This window comes from Methanosarcina mangrovi (genome assembly GCF_052057765.1).
Classification (GTDB): domain Archaea; phylum Halobacteriota; class Methanosarcinia; order Methanosarcinales; family Methanosarcinaceae; genus Methanosarcina.
The window spans coordinates 1,084,541-1,099,824 of sequence record NZ_CP195120.1; the positions used below are offsets into that span (position 1 = coordinate 1,084,541).

6 protein-coding genes are annotated in these 15,284 nt (G+C 47.1%); 2 read left to right on the forward strand and 4 right to left on the reverse strand.

The genetic code is table 11. The features are described from left to right. Window positions 1-146: 146 nt before the first annotated feature. On the forward strand, window positions 147-3,032 hold the full coding sequence (leuS, locus tag ACSAZL_RS05115) for a leucine--tRNA ligase (RefSeq protein ID WP_440947652.1): 2,886 nt from the start codon (window positions 147-149) through the stop codon (window positions 3,030-3,032). A gap of 732 nt (window positions 3,033-3,764) precedes the next feature. On the opposite strand, the gene ACSAZL_RS05120 is transcribed toward leuS, so the two are convergent. Together ACSAZL_RS05120 and ACSAZL_RS05125 are read right to left on the reverse strand one after the other, a co-directional pair. Further along, window positions 3,765-9,392: a tetratricopeptide repeat protein gene (locus ACSAZL_RS05120; RefSeq protein ID WP_440948786.1), complete on the reverse strand. Its 5,628-nt coding sequence runs from the start codon at window positions 9,390-9,392 to the stop codon at window positions 3,765-3,767. A gap of 622 nt (window positions 9,393-10,014) precedes the next feature. Next, on the reverse strand, window positions 10,015-10,539 hold the full coding sequence (locus ACSAZL_RS05125; RefSeq protein ID WP_440947653.1) for an O-acetyl-ADP-ribose deacetylase: 525 nt from the start codon (window positions 10,537-10,539) through the stop codon (window positions 10,015-10,017). 344 nt (window positions 10,540-10,883) lie between these two features. Here ACSAZL_RS05125 and mtaA point away from each other — a divergent pair, with 344 nt between their 5' ends. Beyond that, window positions 10,884-11,903 (forward strand): methylcobamide:CoM methyltransferase MtaA, encoded by a 1,020-nt coding sequence (gene mtaA / locus ACSAZL_RS05130; protein WP_440947654.1) that lies wholly within the window; start codon window positions 10,884-10,886, stop codon window positions 11,901-11,903. A gap of 331 nt (window positions 11,904-12,234) precedes the next feature. On the opposite strand, the gene mtaB is transcribed toward mtaA, so the two are convergent. Beyond that, window positions 12,235-13,620 carry a methanol--corrinoid protein co-methyltransferase MtaB gene (gene mtaB / locus ACSAZL_RS05135; protein ID WP_440947655.1) on the reverse strand — a complete coding sequence of 462 codons (1,386 nt, stop codon included), beginning with the start codon at window positions 13,618-13,620 and terminating at the stop codon, window positions 12,235-12,237. A 13-nt stretch (window positions 13,621-13,633) separates the two neighbouring features. Further along, complete coding sequence (mtaC, locus tag ACSAZL_RS05140; RefSeq protein WP_440947656.1) at window positions 13,634-14,416, reverse strand: methanol--corrinoid protein MtaC; 783 nt, start codon at window positions 14,414-14,416, stop codon at window positions 13,634-13,636. Window positions 14,417-15,284 lie beyond the last annotated feature (868 nt).

The following is a 15,284-nucleotide window of genomic DNA, read 5'->3' on the forward strand; positions in this document are numbered from 1 at the left end:
TACCGGGATCAGGTGCGATTCAATCCTTTGAGGTTTCCGGGGACAGCTTCTTAGCTCCCCCGAACCGTTTACTGTTATTATTCATATTTTACGGTCGTATTCAGATTCTTTTATACCATAATAATTATCGGTGGGCGTGAACACGAATGGAGCAGGACTATAAGCCTCACGAGATCGAAGAGAAATGGCAGAAAAAATGGAATGAAAGCCGGATTTTCCAGGCTGAGCCGGATAAGCGGGAAAAGTTCTTCATAACAATCCCCTACCCCTACCTTAACGGGAACCTGCATGCAGGGCATACCCGGACCTTCACCATCGGCGACGTGGTGGCAAGGCACAAAAGGATGCTAGGGTACAACGTGCTTTACCCTATGGGTTTCCACGTAACCGGGACGCCTATTGTCGGGCTTGCCGAACTGATCGCAAACCGGGACCCGCAGACCATGGACGTCTATGAACGCCTCCACGGGATTCCGGGAGATATCCTGCCTGCCCTCGATACCCCTGAAAAAATCGTTGACTATTTCAAGCGCGAAGCCGAGAAAGCCATGCGCATGATCGGGTACTCCATTGACTGGAGGCGTAAGTTCACGACAACCGACCCGACCTACAAGAAGTTTATCGAATGGCAGTATATTCGGCTTGAAGAAAAGGGCCTGATCGTGAAAGGCTCCCACCCTGTTAAATGGTGCCCGAACGACAACAACCCCGTAGAAGACCACGATATCCTGCATGGGGAAGAAGCCACAATCGTGGAGTACACCCTTATCAAGTTCAGGTACAAAGACCTGGTTCTGCCCTGTGCCACCCTCAGGCCGGAGACAACCTTCGGAGTGACAAACCTCTGGGTCAACCCGAAAGTCGATTATGTAAAGGCAAGGGTTGAGAAGGACGGAAACGTGGAGTTCTGGGTTGTCAGCAAGGAAGCTTTCAGAAAACTCACCTTTACGGACAGGAACGTGGAATACGTTGAGGAAATGCCCGCAAAGTCCGTCATAGGGATAAAACTCACAAACCCGGTAACCGGAGATGAAGTAATCTCGCTTCCGGCTTCTTTCGTTAAGCCTGAAAACGGGAGCGGAATAGTGATGAGTGTCCCCGCCCACGCGCCTTTTGACTACCTTGCCCTCCGCGACCTCTACGATGCGGACCTGAGCGAGTACGAGATTACCGGAGACCTCAGGGACATAAAGCTGATTTCCCTTATCCAGGTGCCCGAATTCGGGGAGTTCCCGGCAAAAGAGATCGTGGAAAGCATGGGGATTGCAAACCAGAAAGACCCGAAAGCCGAGGAAGCTACAAAAATCGTATACCGGAGAGAGTTCCACGGAGGAGTCCTTAAGGAGATTACCGGGAAATACAAGGGATACCCGGTCTCAAAGATCAAGGACGTCCTTACCAGGGACCTTATAGCCTCAAACGCAGGCGAAATCTTCTACGAGTTCAGTGAGCCTGTAGTCTGCCGCTGCGGGACTCCCTGTGTTGTGAACATGGTTAAAGGCCAGTGGTTCCTTAACTATTCGGACCCCGAATGGAAAGCAAAGGTCTACAAATGCCTCAGCCAGATGCGGATCATTCCCGAAGAATACAGGGTCGAGTTCGAAAACAAGGTAGACTGGCTCAAGGATAAGGCATGTGCCCGCAGGAAAGGCCTCGGGACCCGCCTGCCCTTTGACAAGGAATGGCTGATCGAGTCTCTCGGGGATTCGACAATCTACATGAGCTATTATATAATTGCCAGGTTCATCGAAAGAGGCGACCTTGCCCTTGAACAGCTTACCCTTTCCTTCTTTGACTACGTCCTGCTCGGAAAAGATGATTCTGCAGCAGTTTCTGCGGAAACCGGCCTCAAACAGGAACTTGTGGAAGAAATCCGCAGCCAATTCAATTACTGGTACCCGGTTGACCTGCGCTCTTCCGGAAAGGACCTTGTCCCGAACCACCTGCTCTTCTTCCTCTTCCACCATGTAGCCCTCTTTGAGGAGGAAAAATGGCCGAGAGCCCTTGCAGTAAACGGTTTTGTCTCCCTCGAAGGGCAGAAGATGAGCAAGTCCAAGGGCCCCATCCTGACCCTGGAAAGCGCAGTCAGTTCTTATGGCGCAGACATAACAAGGATGTATATCCTCTCAACAGCCGAACAGACCCAGGACGCCGATTGGCAGAAGACCGGAATCGATTCTGCCCGCAGGCAGGTGGACAGGTTCTACTCCTTTGCAAAGGATGTAATCGAGAGTGGAAAACGGGCAGACCTCAGCACGGAGCTAAAGCTGATCGACCGCTGGATGCTCTCAAGGATGCAGAAATACATAAGGGAGACAAACGTTGCCCTTGACTCCATCCAGACAAGGGAAGCCATCCAGAACTCCTTCTTCCTGCTCATAAACGATGTCAGATGGTACCAGCGGAGAGGCGGGGAAGCCCTTCTCTATTATGTGCTGGACAACTGGGTCAGGCTTATGGCTCCTTTCACTCCTCACCTCTGTGAGGAAATCTGGGAAGCCATGGGGCACGAAGACCCGATCTCCCTTGCCCAGTACCCGCTCGACAACGAAGACCTGATAGATGAAGGAGCCGAACTTGCAGAAGAAGCTGTAAAGAGCACCCTTAACGATATCGAAGAGATCATTAGGGTTACAAAGATGACTCCTCAAAAAGTCTACCTCTACACAGCCCCCGCCTGGAAAGCCGAAGCCATAAGGTGTGCCTGCGAACTGCAGATCGAAGCCCCCCTTGAAGTGGGTACTCTGATCAAAACCCTGATGGCAAACCCCGGGCTCAAGCGCTTTGGCAAGGAGATCCCGAAGTTCGTGCAGAAGATAGTGCCCGAGTTCAAGAGCGGGGGTGCCGAACGCTACGAAACCTTTGCCTACCTCGGCCTTGATGAACAGGCCCTCCTGAAAGAGTCCGCTTCCTTCCTGGAAAAAGAAATCGGCTGTCCGGTCGAGATCTACAGCGCCGACTCTCCGGAGTATGACCCCCAGAAGAAGGCCAGGTTTGCAGAACCTCTCAGGCCTGCGATTTACATCGAGTAAAAAGTAAAATCAGAAGACTGTTGATTTAAGAGGACTTTTGATTTTATCTGAAACAATGGTATCCGGGCTGTAGAATATAGCCCGTTACTCTTTTTTTTAGTTTTTACTTTCTTAGTTTTTACTTTTTTATGGATAAGTAACGCTGCTTTTCTCTGTCTCCAAGCGGACTAAGTTACAGAGCTATCTGACCAGTACAACATCACTCGCTATCCTGAACCGTTCTTGTCCCGCTCGACGCAGGAGAGCGGTCTTTCCCGTAAAAATGAAGAAAAAAGCAAAAAAGTGCTGCTGCGTGAGCTCGTAAACAGAAACGAGAACCGAGTAGATCAAACTGGTATAATTTTCGTTCTTTATTTCTCTTTCAATTATTCTGCTTTTTTCCTTTTGTGAAGGGCCACCAGACAAACTGGCGGAGGCGTTTATACTTATCTATGAATTTTAATGAGGTTCCCCAGGTCAAGATATGAATTCTTTTGTTCCTTTTGTGTTGAGGACAAAAAGTTTAGCCCTGCAAGGAGTAGTATCAAAAAACACAAGATCCCAGCTTCGGATATCTGAATAATATCAATCGATTAATACGGGACCACCAGAAGTTAATATTTTTAAAAAATGGTTTGAAAACCCAAAAAAAGAGTGTTTGGAAAAGATCCCTGCTTTTTCTGAGGAACTGTTTCCTTATTGTTTCCTTATTGTTTCCTTTATAAAACCATCAAAGAACCCTTTGCAGACCACTTAACAGGACTCTTCTTCTTTCTCAAGGGACTTTAATACCTCGAGTTTTTCCTTCGCATCCGCCATGTCAGGGTAAATGCTCAGGATTTCGTCGAAGGCTTTTATTGCTTCTCCGTATCTTTCCAGCTTTCCGAGGAGGACTCCTCTGTAGTTCATGGACTGGGGGTCCTGCGGTTTTATCCTGAGCAGTTTTTCGAAGGCTTTCAGGGCATCTTCATAATCTCCGGTTTTTGCAAGAGAGAGACCGAGATATCTGAGGGACGGCTCGTGCCAGGGGTTGATGGTAAGGGCTTCTTTGAAGGCTCTGGCTGCGGTATCATAAAGTTTCTGTTTGAAGCAGACCACCCCCACGTTATAGATCGCCTTGATGTTGTTCGGGTCTTTTTTAAGCACATTGTCAAAAGACCTGAGGGCTTCCCTGTACTGCTCAAGCATACAGAAGGCGACCCCTTTGTAGTTCATGGCGTCATAGTTCTCAGGGGAGAGCTCAAGGATGCGGTCAAAGTACCCCAGGGACTCCTGAACCCTGTTCAGCTTGATGAGGGTCGTGGCTGCGTTGTAAAGGGCTTCTTCGTTTTTGGGATTGAAAAGGGCGGCTTTTTCGAAGGCTTTCAGGGCTTCTTTCAGGTCTTCAAGTTCAAGGAGGCAGAGCCCGAGGTAATTCAGGCTTTCGGGGTCTTCCGGGGACGCTTCAAGCAGCTGTTCAAAAGTCCTGGCAGCTTCTTCGTACTCTTCAAGGTTGAAAAGCACGAGGGCCATGTTATAGAGTGCATCCCGGTGTGCAGGCTCGCGTTCAAGGACCAGGTCAAGGGCCTGCAGGGCTCTTTCGTAGTCCTGGAGTTCTATACTGGCAATCCCGAGCATGTAGCAGGCTTTGGTGTAGTCCGGGAAGTCCGGGGCAAAGAGGAGCAGCCTTTCAAGGTCTTTTGCAGCTTCTTCGAAGTCAAGGAGCTTGTAACTGGCAACTGCCCGGCTGTAAAGGGTATCGGCGTTTTCAGGGTTCCGGGCAAGGGCCGAACTAAAGGCATCCCGGGCTTCTTCGTACCTGCACAGGGCAAGAAGGGCAAGCCCTTTCTGCTCAAGGGCAGCTGTCAGGGCAGGGTTGAGTTCCAGGGCTTTCTCGAAAACTTCCACAGCTTCTTCATTCTGATCAAGCCCGCGCATGACAAGTCCGCTCAGGTACCACACATCTGCAGCCATCGGAGTTTTCTCAAGGACCTTTTCAAAGGTTTCAAAGGCATCCTCATATCTCCGGGTTTTAAGCTGGGCAAGCCCTATTTTTGTCCAGGCATCTTCCAATTCCGGGTCACTTATTTTTTCCTCAATTTCCGACTCATCCGTTTTTACCTCTTCGTAAGGACTTTCCATCACAACCTGTTCGAAGGCTTCAAGGGCTTCTTCATACTGTTCCTGCGAAAACAGCACAAGGCCTTTTCCGTACCACGCTTTCTTAAAGTCCGGGTAAACCTCAAGGATCTCCGAAAAGACTTCAAGGGCTTCTTCCTGCCTTCCGAGTCCCATAAGTGCTATCCCCGCATTGTAAAAGGTCTCTTTTGAAGCTAAGCCCCCTTTTACAAGCTTCTCAAGCGGCAGCAGGGCTTCTTCATAGTTCCCGAGTTCTATCTGGGCGGATGCGAATTTCTCAAGGAGTTCAGGTCTGATCTGAGAAGCTTCTGCTGTCTGCGGAGTTTCTGTTGCCTGCGGAGCTTCTCCTACAGGAGCTTTTTCCGTATCTCTATTTTCTCCTCCGGTTTCTTCGGGCAAGTCCTGTACTATTTCTCCGGTCAGGTTTTCTGCGGAGAATTCAAGAAGGGAATTTACTGCGGATACGGCTTCTTCTGCCTTCCCGAGTTCGAAAAGGGCAAGAGCCCTCTTTTGCAGGATTTCCGGGTCCTGTGAGCCTGCTCCGAGGATTATATCAAAGGCTTTTACGGCTCCTGCATAATCTCCGGTTTCGAAGCAGGAAAGCCCCGTATAATAAGGAATGTCAGATTTATGGCACCCGAGGTCAAAGGCTTTTTCAAACTCCTGCAGGGCTTCCTTGAAGTTTCCGAGCCTGAAAAGGGCAAGAGCCCTCAGGTACTGCATGTCTGCCTTTTTGGGGGAGTATTTCAGGGCTGCTTTAAAGGCTTCAGCTGCTTCCTCGTACTTTTCGAGTTCGAAAAGCGTGTATCCTTTCTGGTCGAGGGCATATGTGCATTCGGGTTCCAGTTTGAGGGCAAGGTCAAAGGCTTCCAGAGCCTCCTGGTTTTTCCCAAAGGCTTTTAAGGCAAGCCCCTTCCTGAAAAGGATAGTTTTTCTTGCCGGGGTCTGGCTGAGCACCCTCTCAAAGATCTCGAGGGCTTCCTTGTAATGCCCCTGCTTGAAACAGGCAGTGCTCAGGTGGGCAAGGGCTTCGGTATTTGCCGGGTCCCGGATAAGCACTTCCTTAAAACCGGGTTCGGCTTCCGCGTATCTCCCGAGCCTGAGCAGGGAGAGGCTCTTTTTATATATAATGTCCCTGGCTTCGTCGAGGTTTCTCTCAGAATTTTCCGGATCTGTTGAAAGGGCTTCTTCAAAAGCTTTAAGGGCTTCTTCAAAGTTTCCGAGTTCAAAGCAGGAAAGCCCCAGCCTGTAATATATGTCGTGAAGGTCCCGGAATGCCGGGTCGATTTCAAGGACTTTTTTGAAGGCTTTTGAGGCTTCTTCATGTTTTCCGAGTTTTGAGCAGGATAGCCCGATAAAATACCAGCCTTCCGCAAACTGCGGGTCCTGCCCGGTGAGCTTTGAAAAGACTTCAAGGGCCTTTTCATAAGCTTCCTGCCGGATAAATACAAGCCCCTTCCAGTAAAGAGGAGAGTCTTTATGAGAATTTTCGCTTTCTTCTCCACCTGCTTCTCCACTTTTAGCTTTTACTTCCTCATTTATTCCCTCAAAAAGGGGGAGAGCTCCATCATAGCGTCCAAGCTCGAAATATTCGATCCCGAGCCTGAACTTTGCTTCATCGAGCCTGAACTTTGTTTCTTCCCTTTCAGGGTTAATTTCAAGCAGGTTTGAGAGGGCTTCGACTGCTTCCTTATGCCTCCCGAGTTCAAGGAAGCAAATCGCCCTGCTGTTCAGGGTTGATAGATTTTCCGGGTCGTTTTCAAGTAAGGCCTCAAAGGCTTCGAGAGCGGTTTCGTACTGTCCGATTTCAAAGAGGCAGACTGCCCTGTATTCAAAGGTATCGGAAAGTTCCGGGTTAAGGCGGAGAGCCGATTCAAAAGCCCTGGCTGCTTCTTCCTGCCTCTTCAAGTTCTGCAGGACCAGACCCTTGTAGTACCAGGTCATACCGGAGTCCGGACTTTTCTCAAGTACACTTTCAAAGGTTTCAAGGGCAGGAATGAAGTTTCCTAGCTGCATCTGGGCAAAACCCTTGAGGGTTCCGGCATCTTCATAAGCGGGATCCCTTGCAGTTACTTCGGCAAGGGCTCGTACTGCGTCCTCAAAGCGTTCCAGGTTCAGCAGGGCAAGCCCTTTCCTGTACCAGGCTTCTCTTGATTCGGGTTTTTCAAGCAGTACCTTTTCGAAAGCCTGAAGAGCAGTTTCATGCTTCCCGAGCTCCATTGCAAGTTTTCCTTTCCTGCACTGGACCTCCAGGTCTTCCGGATTTTTTGCAGCAAGCTTTTCAAAAGTCTCCAGGGCTTTTTCCAGCTCCCCAAGTTCCATCAGGGCAACCCCAAGGCTGTAGGCAAGGTCAGGATAATCGGGCATGAGGGAAACTGCCTTTTCAAGGTATTCGAGGGCAGCTTCATTTCTTCCCAGCCTGAGCAGGGATATGCCCCTGTTGTAAAGGGAATCGAGATCTTCAGGGTTTGTTTTAAGGACTTCGGCAAAGGCTTTTTCGGCTTTTTCGTATTCTTCGGAGGCAAAAAGCAGGAGTCCCATATTTTTCCAGGCATCTTCGAAGTCGGGCCTGAGTTTCACAGCTTCCTCAAAAGCTTCCAGGGCTTCTTCGGTTTTCCCAAGCTTTCCGAGCACTATTCCTTTCTTGTTCCAGCCCTTCTCAAGATAGGGGTTCAGCTGCAGGCCTTCCCTGAAAGCTTCCAGGGCTTCCTCATAACGTTCCAGGGAATAGAGGGCAAAACCTCTGTTCATCCAGCAGATTTCGTCATCAGGCTTCAGACCTGTGGCGTTTTCAAAAGCTTCCAGGGAGGGTTCGAATTTTCCGATGTCCAGGAGCAGGAGTCCTTTCTGGAGCCACATGTTGTAGTTTTCAGGTTCCTTTTCCAGGCTTTTCGTAAGGGATTCAAGGGCTTCTTCAAACCGGCCGAGCCCTGCAAGCACGGTGCCTCTGAACTTCTGGGCTTCGGTAAAATCAGGGTGAGATTCAAGCAGCCGGTCAAAGGTTTCCAGGGCTTCTTCATATTTTCCTGCTCGCGCAAGCAGACGACCCTGCTGGAACCAGGCGTCCGTGTTGCCGGGGTCAAGTTCCGTAACGCGGGCAAAAGACCGGGCAGCTTCCAGGAGGTTCTGCAGTTTCAGAAGAGCAAGTGCCCGGTTGTACCAGATCTCCTTCATATCGGGATAGGTTTCAAGCATGGCATCGAAGGCTTCCAGGGCTTCTTCATATACCTCAAGTTTCATGAGGGCAAAGCACTTGTAATTCCAGGCTTCAAAATAAGCAGGGTCGAGCCGGATGGCTTCGTTAAAAGCTTCTATCGCTTCGTTGAGCCTGAGCAGCTGTACAAGGGCGAAACCTTTCCTGAACCAGGCTTCCCGATGTCCTGGATTGAGTTTCAATACTTTTGAAAAGGTTCTTTCGGCATCCTCATATTTTGAAAGTTCGCTTAAAAGGATGCCTTTATGGTAGAGGGTAGCTTCATTTGCAGGGAATTTCTTTAAAAAGTCCTCAAGAGCTTCCAGAGCCTCTTCTTTTTTCCCGAGATTTGCAAGGATGAGGCATTTCTGTTCAAGAGCATCAGTATCTTTTGGGTTTTCCCGGATAAGGAAATCAAAACATTCGAGCGCGTTTTCGTATTTTTCTAGCTTTGCAAGAATCAGGCCCTTTGCATACCAGGCTTCTGAATTTCCGGGGTTTATTTCAAGCGCCCTCCCAAAATCTTCAAGGGCTTCTTCGTACCTGTCGGCTTTTCCGGCTACTGTCCCCATTGCACACCAGGCGGCTGTATACTCGGGCTTGAGTTCCAGGGCTTTTTCAAAACAGAGGATTGAAGCTTCAGTTCTCTCTATCTCGGCAAAAGCAAGTCCCCTCATATACCATATCTCAGGGGAATCCGGGGAAGTTTCAAGGGCACTCTCATAGGTTTCCAGGGCTTCTTCAAATCTCTCGAGAACTGCAAGACAGGTCCCTTTTCTGTAGAGGGCTTCGGAGTTTCCAGGTTCAAGCTGCAGGACTTCATTAAAGGAATTGAGGGCTTCCCGGGATTTTTCGGTTTCGAGGAGAGCAAGTCCCCTGTAGAAAAGGGCTTCCTTATGGCCTGGATTTTTATCCAGAATTTTATTGAATGTGTTGATGGCTTTTTCGTACTTTTTGCGTTTAACCAGGTCAAGGCCTCTCTGAAAGGCTTCATCGTTAATGATAATAATTCCTCCGGTCCCTTTTTTTCGTGATATAATCCTGCAGGTTCGTTTGAGTGTTATGTTAATGTTTACTTTCTAGTGCGTATCTTTTCTTTTTTGGGCATGTACACCGATAGACTTGCACTGATAAATTGTTAATGATATACGTTTGCGGTAAACGTTACTGATGTGTGTTTGCGGTGAGTGTTACTGTTAGGCTTTTGCTGATAAGTGTTACTGATATATGCTACTGATCTGTGTTACCGATAAATGTTACTAATACGTATTTACTGATAAATTTTCATTACATTAAGTATTTTTATATTTAATCTGTTTTATTAAGCCCGGCATCTTTTGTTAGGGCAGGCTGTCACTGGATATTCGAAGTTTGCTGTCATTATAATTTTTATTTAGAACCTATTTTTGTAACATACTATATAAATAATCTGTCAGAAGTGAGAGTGGGAGAAAACTTTTCCAATTGCTTTAATTGTTTACGGAGAATTTAAGCTATCTCTTCGGAGATAGTTTTACGTTACGAAATGATATTTCTAAAAATACCTAAAAATATCTAAAATAATATCTAAAATAATATCCAAAATAATATCTAAAATAATATCCAAAATAATATCTAAAATAATATCCAAAATAATATCTAAAATAATATCTAAAATAATATCTAAAGGATATTCTAAATCCGAATCCTCTTTTAAAGATCCTCTTCAAGGGCTTTTTTGATGCTTTTGCAGGCCTCTTTATTATAGCAGACAAGAAAAGTGATTTCAGGCAGCTTATTTTCCTTAAGAAACTCCTTTGCCTGATAAACTGCAATCCTGGCTGCTCTTTCGGAAGGAAAGCCGTATGCTCCTGTGCTTATGGCCGGGAAAGCGATTGTTTTTATGTTATATTTCCTGGCAAGCTCAAGGCTTTTCCTGTAACAGGAAGCCAGAAGTTCGTCCTCTCCTTTGCTGCCTCCCTGCCATACGGGGCCAACGGTGTGGATAACGTATTTTGCAGGCAGAAAGTACCCTTTTGTAATCTTTGCCTCTCCTGTGGGGCAGCCGTTCAGAGTCCTGCACTCTGCCAGCAAACCGGGCCCTGCGGCCCTGTGGATAGCTCCGTCTACTCCTCCGCCTCCAAGAAGTGTATTGTTTGCAGCGTTTACGATTGCATCGACTTTCAGTTCTGTAATATCGCTTTCAATTATCCTGATTCTTTCTGAAATTTGTGACATGTTAAGGCTCCTTTCCTGGCTGTTTCTTTTTATCTGGCTTCTGTGGGGTTATTTCCTGATTTCTTTGCCCAAACAATGATATAGCATAAAGCAGAGATTATACTGGTCAATTTACCGGTTAATTTTGACCTGGGGATTCCATTGTTCTGGTAGTGATGTTCTACTGCCCGGACAGCTCTAAAAACTTTTTGTGCCTCATGGGGTCACTGAGGCGGTCTTTATAAGAGTCTGATTCGAGAGTTCAAATAAATTCCAGGAACTCAAATCTTAAGCATTTTGAAGAAATAAAACGGCTCGTATAGAATTTTTAATTTTGTGAATTGAATATTTGGGGAAGATCGAAGATGAGTGACATGACACTTAAGGAGAGGCTATTAAACGCCCTCGAAGGAAAGAAAGTTGACAAAGTGCCTGTTTGTTCGGTGACCCAGACCGGGATCGTGGAACTGATGGATGAAGTTGGGGCTCCCTGGCCTGAAGCTCACTCTGACGCCGGGCTTATGGCAAAGCTGGCAATTGCAACCCATGAACTGGGTGGGCTTGAAGCCGTAAGGGTTCCTTACTGCCTGACCGTGCTTGCTGAAGCCATGGGTTGTGAAGTAAACATGGGTACCAAGAACAGGCAGCCTTCGGTTACTGCGCATCCTTATCCCAAGGATCTGGAAGGCTTGAAAATGCCTGACAATTTGCTGGGGACGGGCAGGATTCCTGTTGTGCTTGAAGCCATAAAGATCATCAGGGAAAAGGTAGGTCCCGATGTCCCGGTAATCGGGGGTATGGAAGGGCCGGTAACCCTTGCCTCGGATCTCTCAAGTGTAAAATCCTTTATGAAATGGTCCATTAAAAAACCTGACCTCTTCGAACAGGTTCTGGATTTCGCAGCCGAGGCCACGGTAGTCTATGCAAACGCCATGGTTGAAGCGGGAGCTGACATAATTTCTGTTGCAGACCCGGTTGCGTCCCCTGACCTCATGAGCCCTGATACTTTCAAAACCGAACTGGAACCGCGGCTGCAGAAGTTTTCCGGGAGTGTCAACTCCGTGACCGTCCTCCACGTCTGCGGGAATGTGACCCCTGTCCTCAACTATATGGCAGACTGCGGCTTTGAAGGGCTCAGTGTCGAGGAAAAGATCGGCAGTATAAAGAAAGCAAAGGAAGTCCTCGGAACCCGGGCAAGGCTGGTAGGAAATATCTCAAGCCCCTTCACTCTGCTCCCCGGCCCTGTTGACAAAATCAAGGCCGAATCCAAGCAGGCTCTTGCAGACGGAGTAGATGTGCTCGCCCCTGGTTGCGGGATTGCTCCTATGACCTCGGTTGCCAATATCAAGGCAATGGTCGAAGCAAGAAACGAGTATTACGCTTGAAGAGCCTGAAAAAGTAGAAATATATTTTTTAAATTTTTACTTTTTAATTTTACTATCTACTTTTTAATTTTTAAGTTTAGTTAGACAAAATAGTGAAAACTTTTGTGTTTTTTAATCCTAAAATATTTGAGGCTCTGCCTTCTTACCTGTTCTTTTCGTTTCGGACTCTTCTGGTAAATGGTCAGCCGGAATGGTGAGCAGGTACTGGCAGGGACGGTAAACTTCCCGGAGTATCTCATATCTTCGAGAAATCTTTAAAAAATCCGAATATTTGAAAAAGCCTGAATGTTGGGAATAGCTGAAAAAAAGAAAAAAGAAAGAACAGGCCCATTTAGAGGCCGTAGTTCTCCGGCAGGAAGACTTTGACTTCCTTCTTATATTTGTCCAGGCAGTCGCTCATGAACTTGTCCTTGTCGTCTGTGAGGCCCTCAAAAGCAGCTTTTGCATCTGCAAGGGCTTTGGTTTCGAACCTGGAGAGTTCAAGTTTGCCTTTTGCTCCTTCTTCAACGATTGCGATAGACTCGAGTGCTGCGTTCTTGGCACGGACGTAAATATCGTTTCCGCTCTTAGCTATCGCTTCTCCTACTCTGTAAGCGTTCTGATATGAAAGAACATATCCCTGGGCATCTCTGTACATATCCGAAGCCGTGAACATGTCTCTCAGAACTTTTTCATTGCCTGAATTGAGAGCTACATTCATCAGAGCACAGTCGTATGCAAGAGTCTCGGACCAGCACTGAACGGTGGTACCGCCGAATTCACCGTGGTATTCAACGGACTCGTTGGACCAGAGGTCACAGCACTGCATGGTCAGGTTACCCATCAGGTCAGAGTGGGCACAGGTAGAGGTCTTACCTTCCTGAGCAATCGGGACGCCTGCGACGGACTTGACGATTGTGTTTTCGTATCCGCAGTCCTTTCCAGGGCCGGTTGCGCCTGCTTCATACGCAACAAGGGACCTTGCTGCGGAAATTGCCCTTGCAATAATTGCAATTGTGTGGGCTAGGTTCTTGTCAAGGAGGCCGCCTGCGATGAACATTGCAGTGTTTGCCTGGGCACAGTCGGTGTCACCGGCTGCAACGACGTTGTTCTTCTTTGCAACGTCTGCGATGTCGGACCATATCATTTCCATGTCCATGCTGCCGAGCACACCGATACCGAAAAGTACACCCGCCATATCGTTCCTGAGAATCGCATAGTCAAAGACTTCTTTCCCACCCATCGATTCTACGGAAAGCATGTCTGCACCGTTCTGAGCACACTGTTCAAAGGCTTCCATGAAGGTGTTGTACTTGTCTCCTCTGAGCTGGAGGAAGTCTCTGCTTTCACGGATGTCACCGATTGTGTGTCGGAGGGCGCACTTTATACCGTACTCGTCATGGTAGTCTTCCATGATAGTTTTCTGGGCATGCGCAACGGCTGCTCCCCAGTCAGGGTGGTTTGACATCTGCTGAACGTGTTCGGTTTCGAGCACTACTGAGGGGGCTCCGATCTGGACCATCCTTGCCATGATGTCAGTGGTAATCCTCTCATATTCTTTTACAAGCTTCTCCTTGGATGCACCTGCTTCCGGCCTGGGAGCATAGTTCACTTCAGGGGTTGTGTAGCCAGCACCGATTTCAAGCCCGAGTCCTGCTTTGACAGGTTTCGTAGCTTTTCCAAAGACCATCTCGTCTGCTGAAGAATAAGCCATCTTAGTACATCTTGTTACTGCCATCTACTCCACCTCCTCAGTGTTTATGGAATTTCTCCCTCAGTTTCACAATATTGTCCCCATGGGCCTTGACGAAATCAGCCATCTTCGGGGCATCCGATGCTTCTTCACCATACACGCCGAGCTCATACTGGGATACGAAATCCTGGTTTACGGCTCCGCCACCGCAAGCAAAGGGAATCCTGTAACCTTTCTCCATTAGCTTGTCATTGATCTCCTTGAAGGCATACATGGTTGTGGTCATGAGGGCTGTACCTGTCAGCATCAACGGGCTCTCCTTTTCAACGGCGTCTATAACTTCGTCGACAGGAACATCCCTTCCGAGATCAATTACATCATATCCGTTTGCTCTTAGCAGTGCAACCACAATGTTCTTGCCTATGTCGTGGACGTCACCTTCTGCTACATGGCAGACGACTTTGCCCTTGACTTCTGGAGCTTTCCCGGCTTTTTGCTTAAGGAATTCGATACCTTCCAGCATGGCGTCAGCAGACATCATGACGTTTGGCAGGAAAATAACTCCATCATCGTAAAGCTTGGAGACTACGCCCATCCCTACCATTAAGGCATCATTGATGAGGGCAATCGGGTCTTTTCCAGAGTCGATAGCCTTCTGCAGCCCTTCTACAACGTCATCTTCTTCTCCCTCGAAGATGGCTTTTGCAACCGGATTTATTAAAGAGTCTTTTGGATAAAGCTCTTCTGCGGCCTCTTCCGGTGTCATTTCCTTTTCCATTTGAACGTTGTAACGAACCAGAATACCACTGGGGTCTATATCTATCAAATATTTAACCTCCATTTTAGCATTTGAGGAGCAAATATCCCTCGTCGTTTGCAGGAATTTCTACCTATTTTTAGAGGGCCAAAGCCGAGTCGAAAATAAAATCTCCGCTAACAAGACCTTAATAAGATTTTAATGCCCTATCTTTATCCATTTTTAGACACAAGCAACCATTCAAGGTCTAACTGGATGTAAATTCCCAATTTCTTCCCAATTTCTTAAAGGGACTTCTAACTCCCCTTAATTTAATTGGAATTCGCTATATATAAAATTCACTGAGCCAGCTAAAGGTTCTATATATGTTCTCCACCTGAAATTCATGTTTCCTCTCTCGTTTTCGTACTCTTCTTTTACTGCAAGAACCTGGATTTTTCCTGAAGAATTGTAATTTCGGATACAATTTTGTAGCAAAAATAATCTATTATGTGCTGAAAATATCTCATATATGTATGTTTATCATGATAATATTGAATTTTTTAGTCATAATTTGTACATCCTTTTACTAATTATTTGCTACTAATCTCGATTTAGTGCAATTGGTATTTTTTTTAGGATAATCATTTCATCTGACCTTCCCGGACGAATATACCGAAATGTATTTATTTAAGTACTGCATCTAGATGATCCCCTGATCTTAAGTGGTCAGGCGGCAGCGTTCATGCGGATTTACAGCAAAAATTTCTTTTGCAAAACGTCCGTATGGAATAAAATGCTTCTATAAAAAGCTTTATATACAAGAAATGTCTTGTATGTATCCCTCACACAAAGCGAATGTGTGAGCGAGTGCATCTGTTTAGATCTCAAAGGATCTAAATGGCAAAATCTTTACCTGATTCAAGCAGAAGTAGTCTTTTGTTTCGGATCTCTGTAATAATTTGCTTAAAGA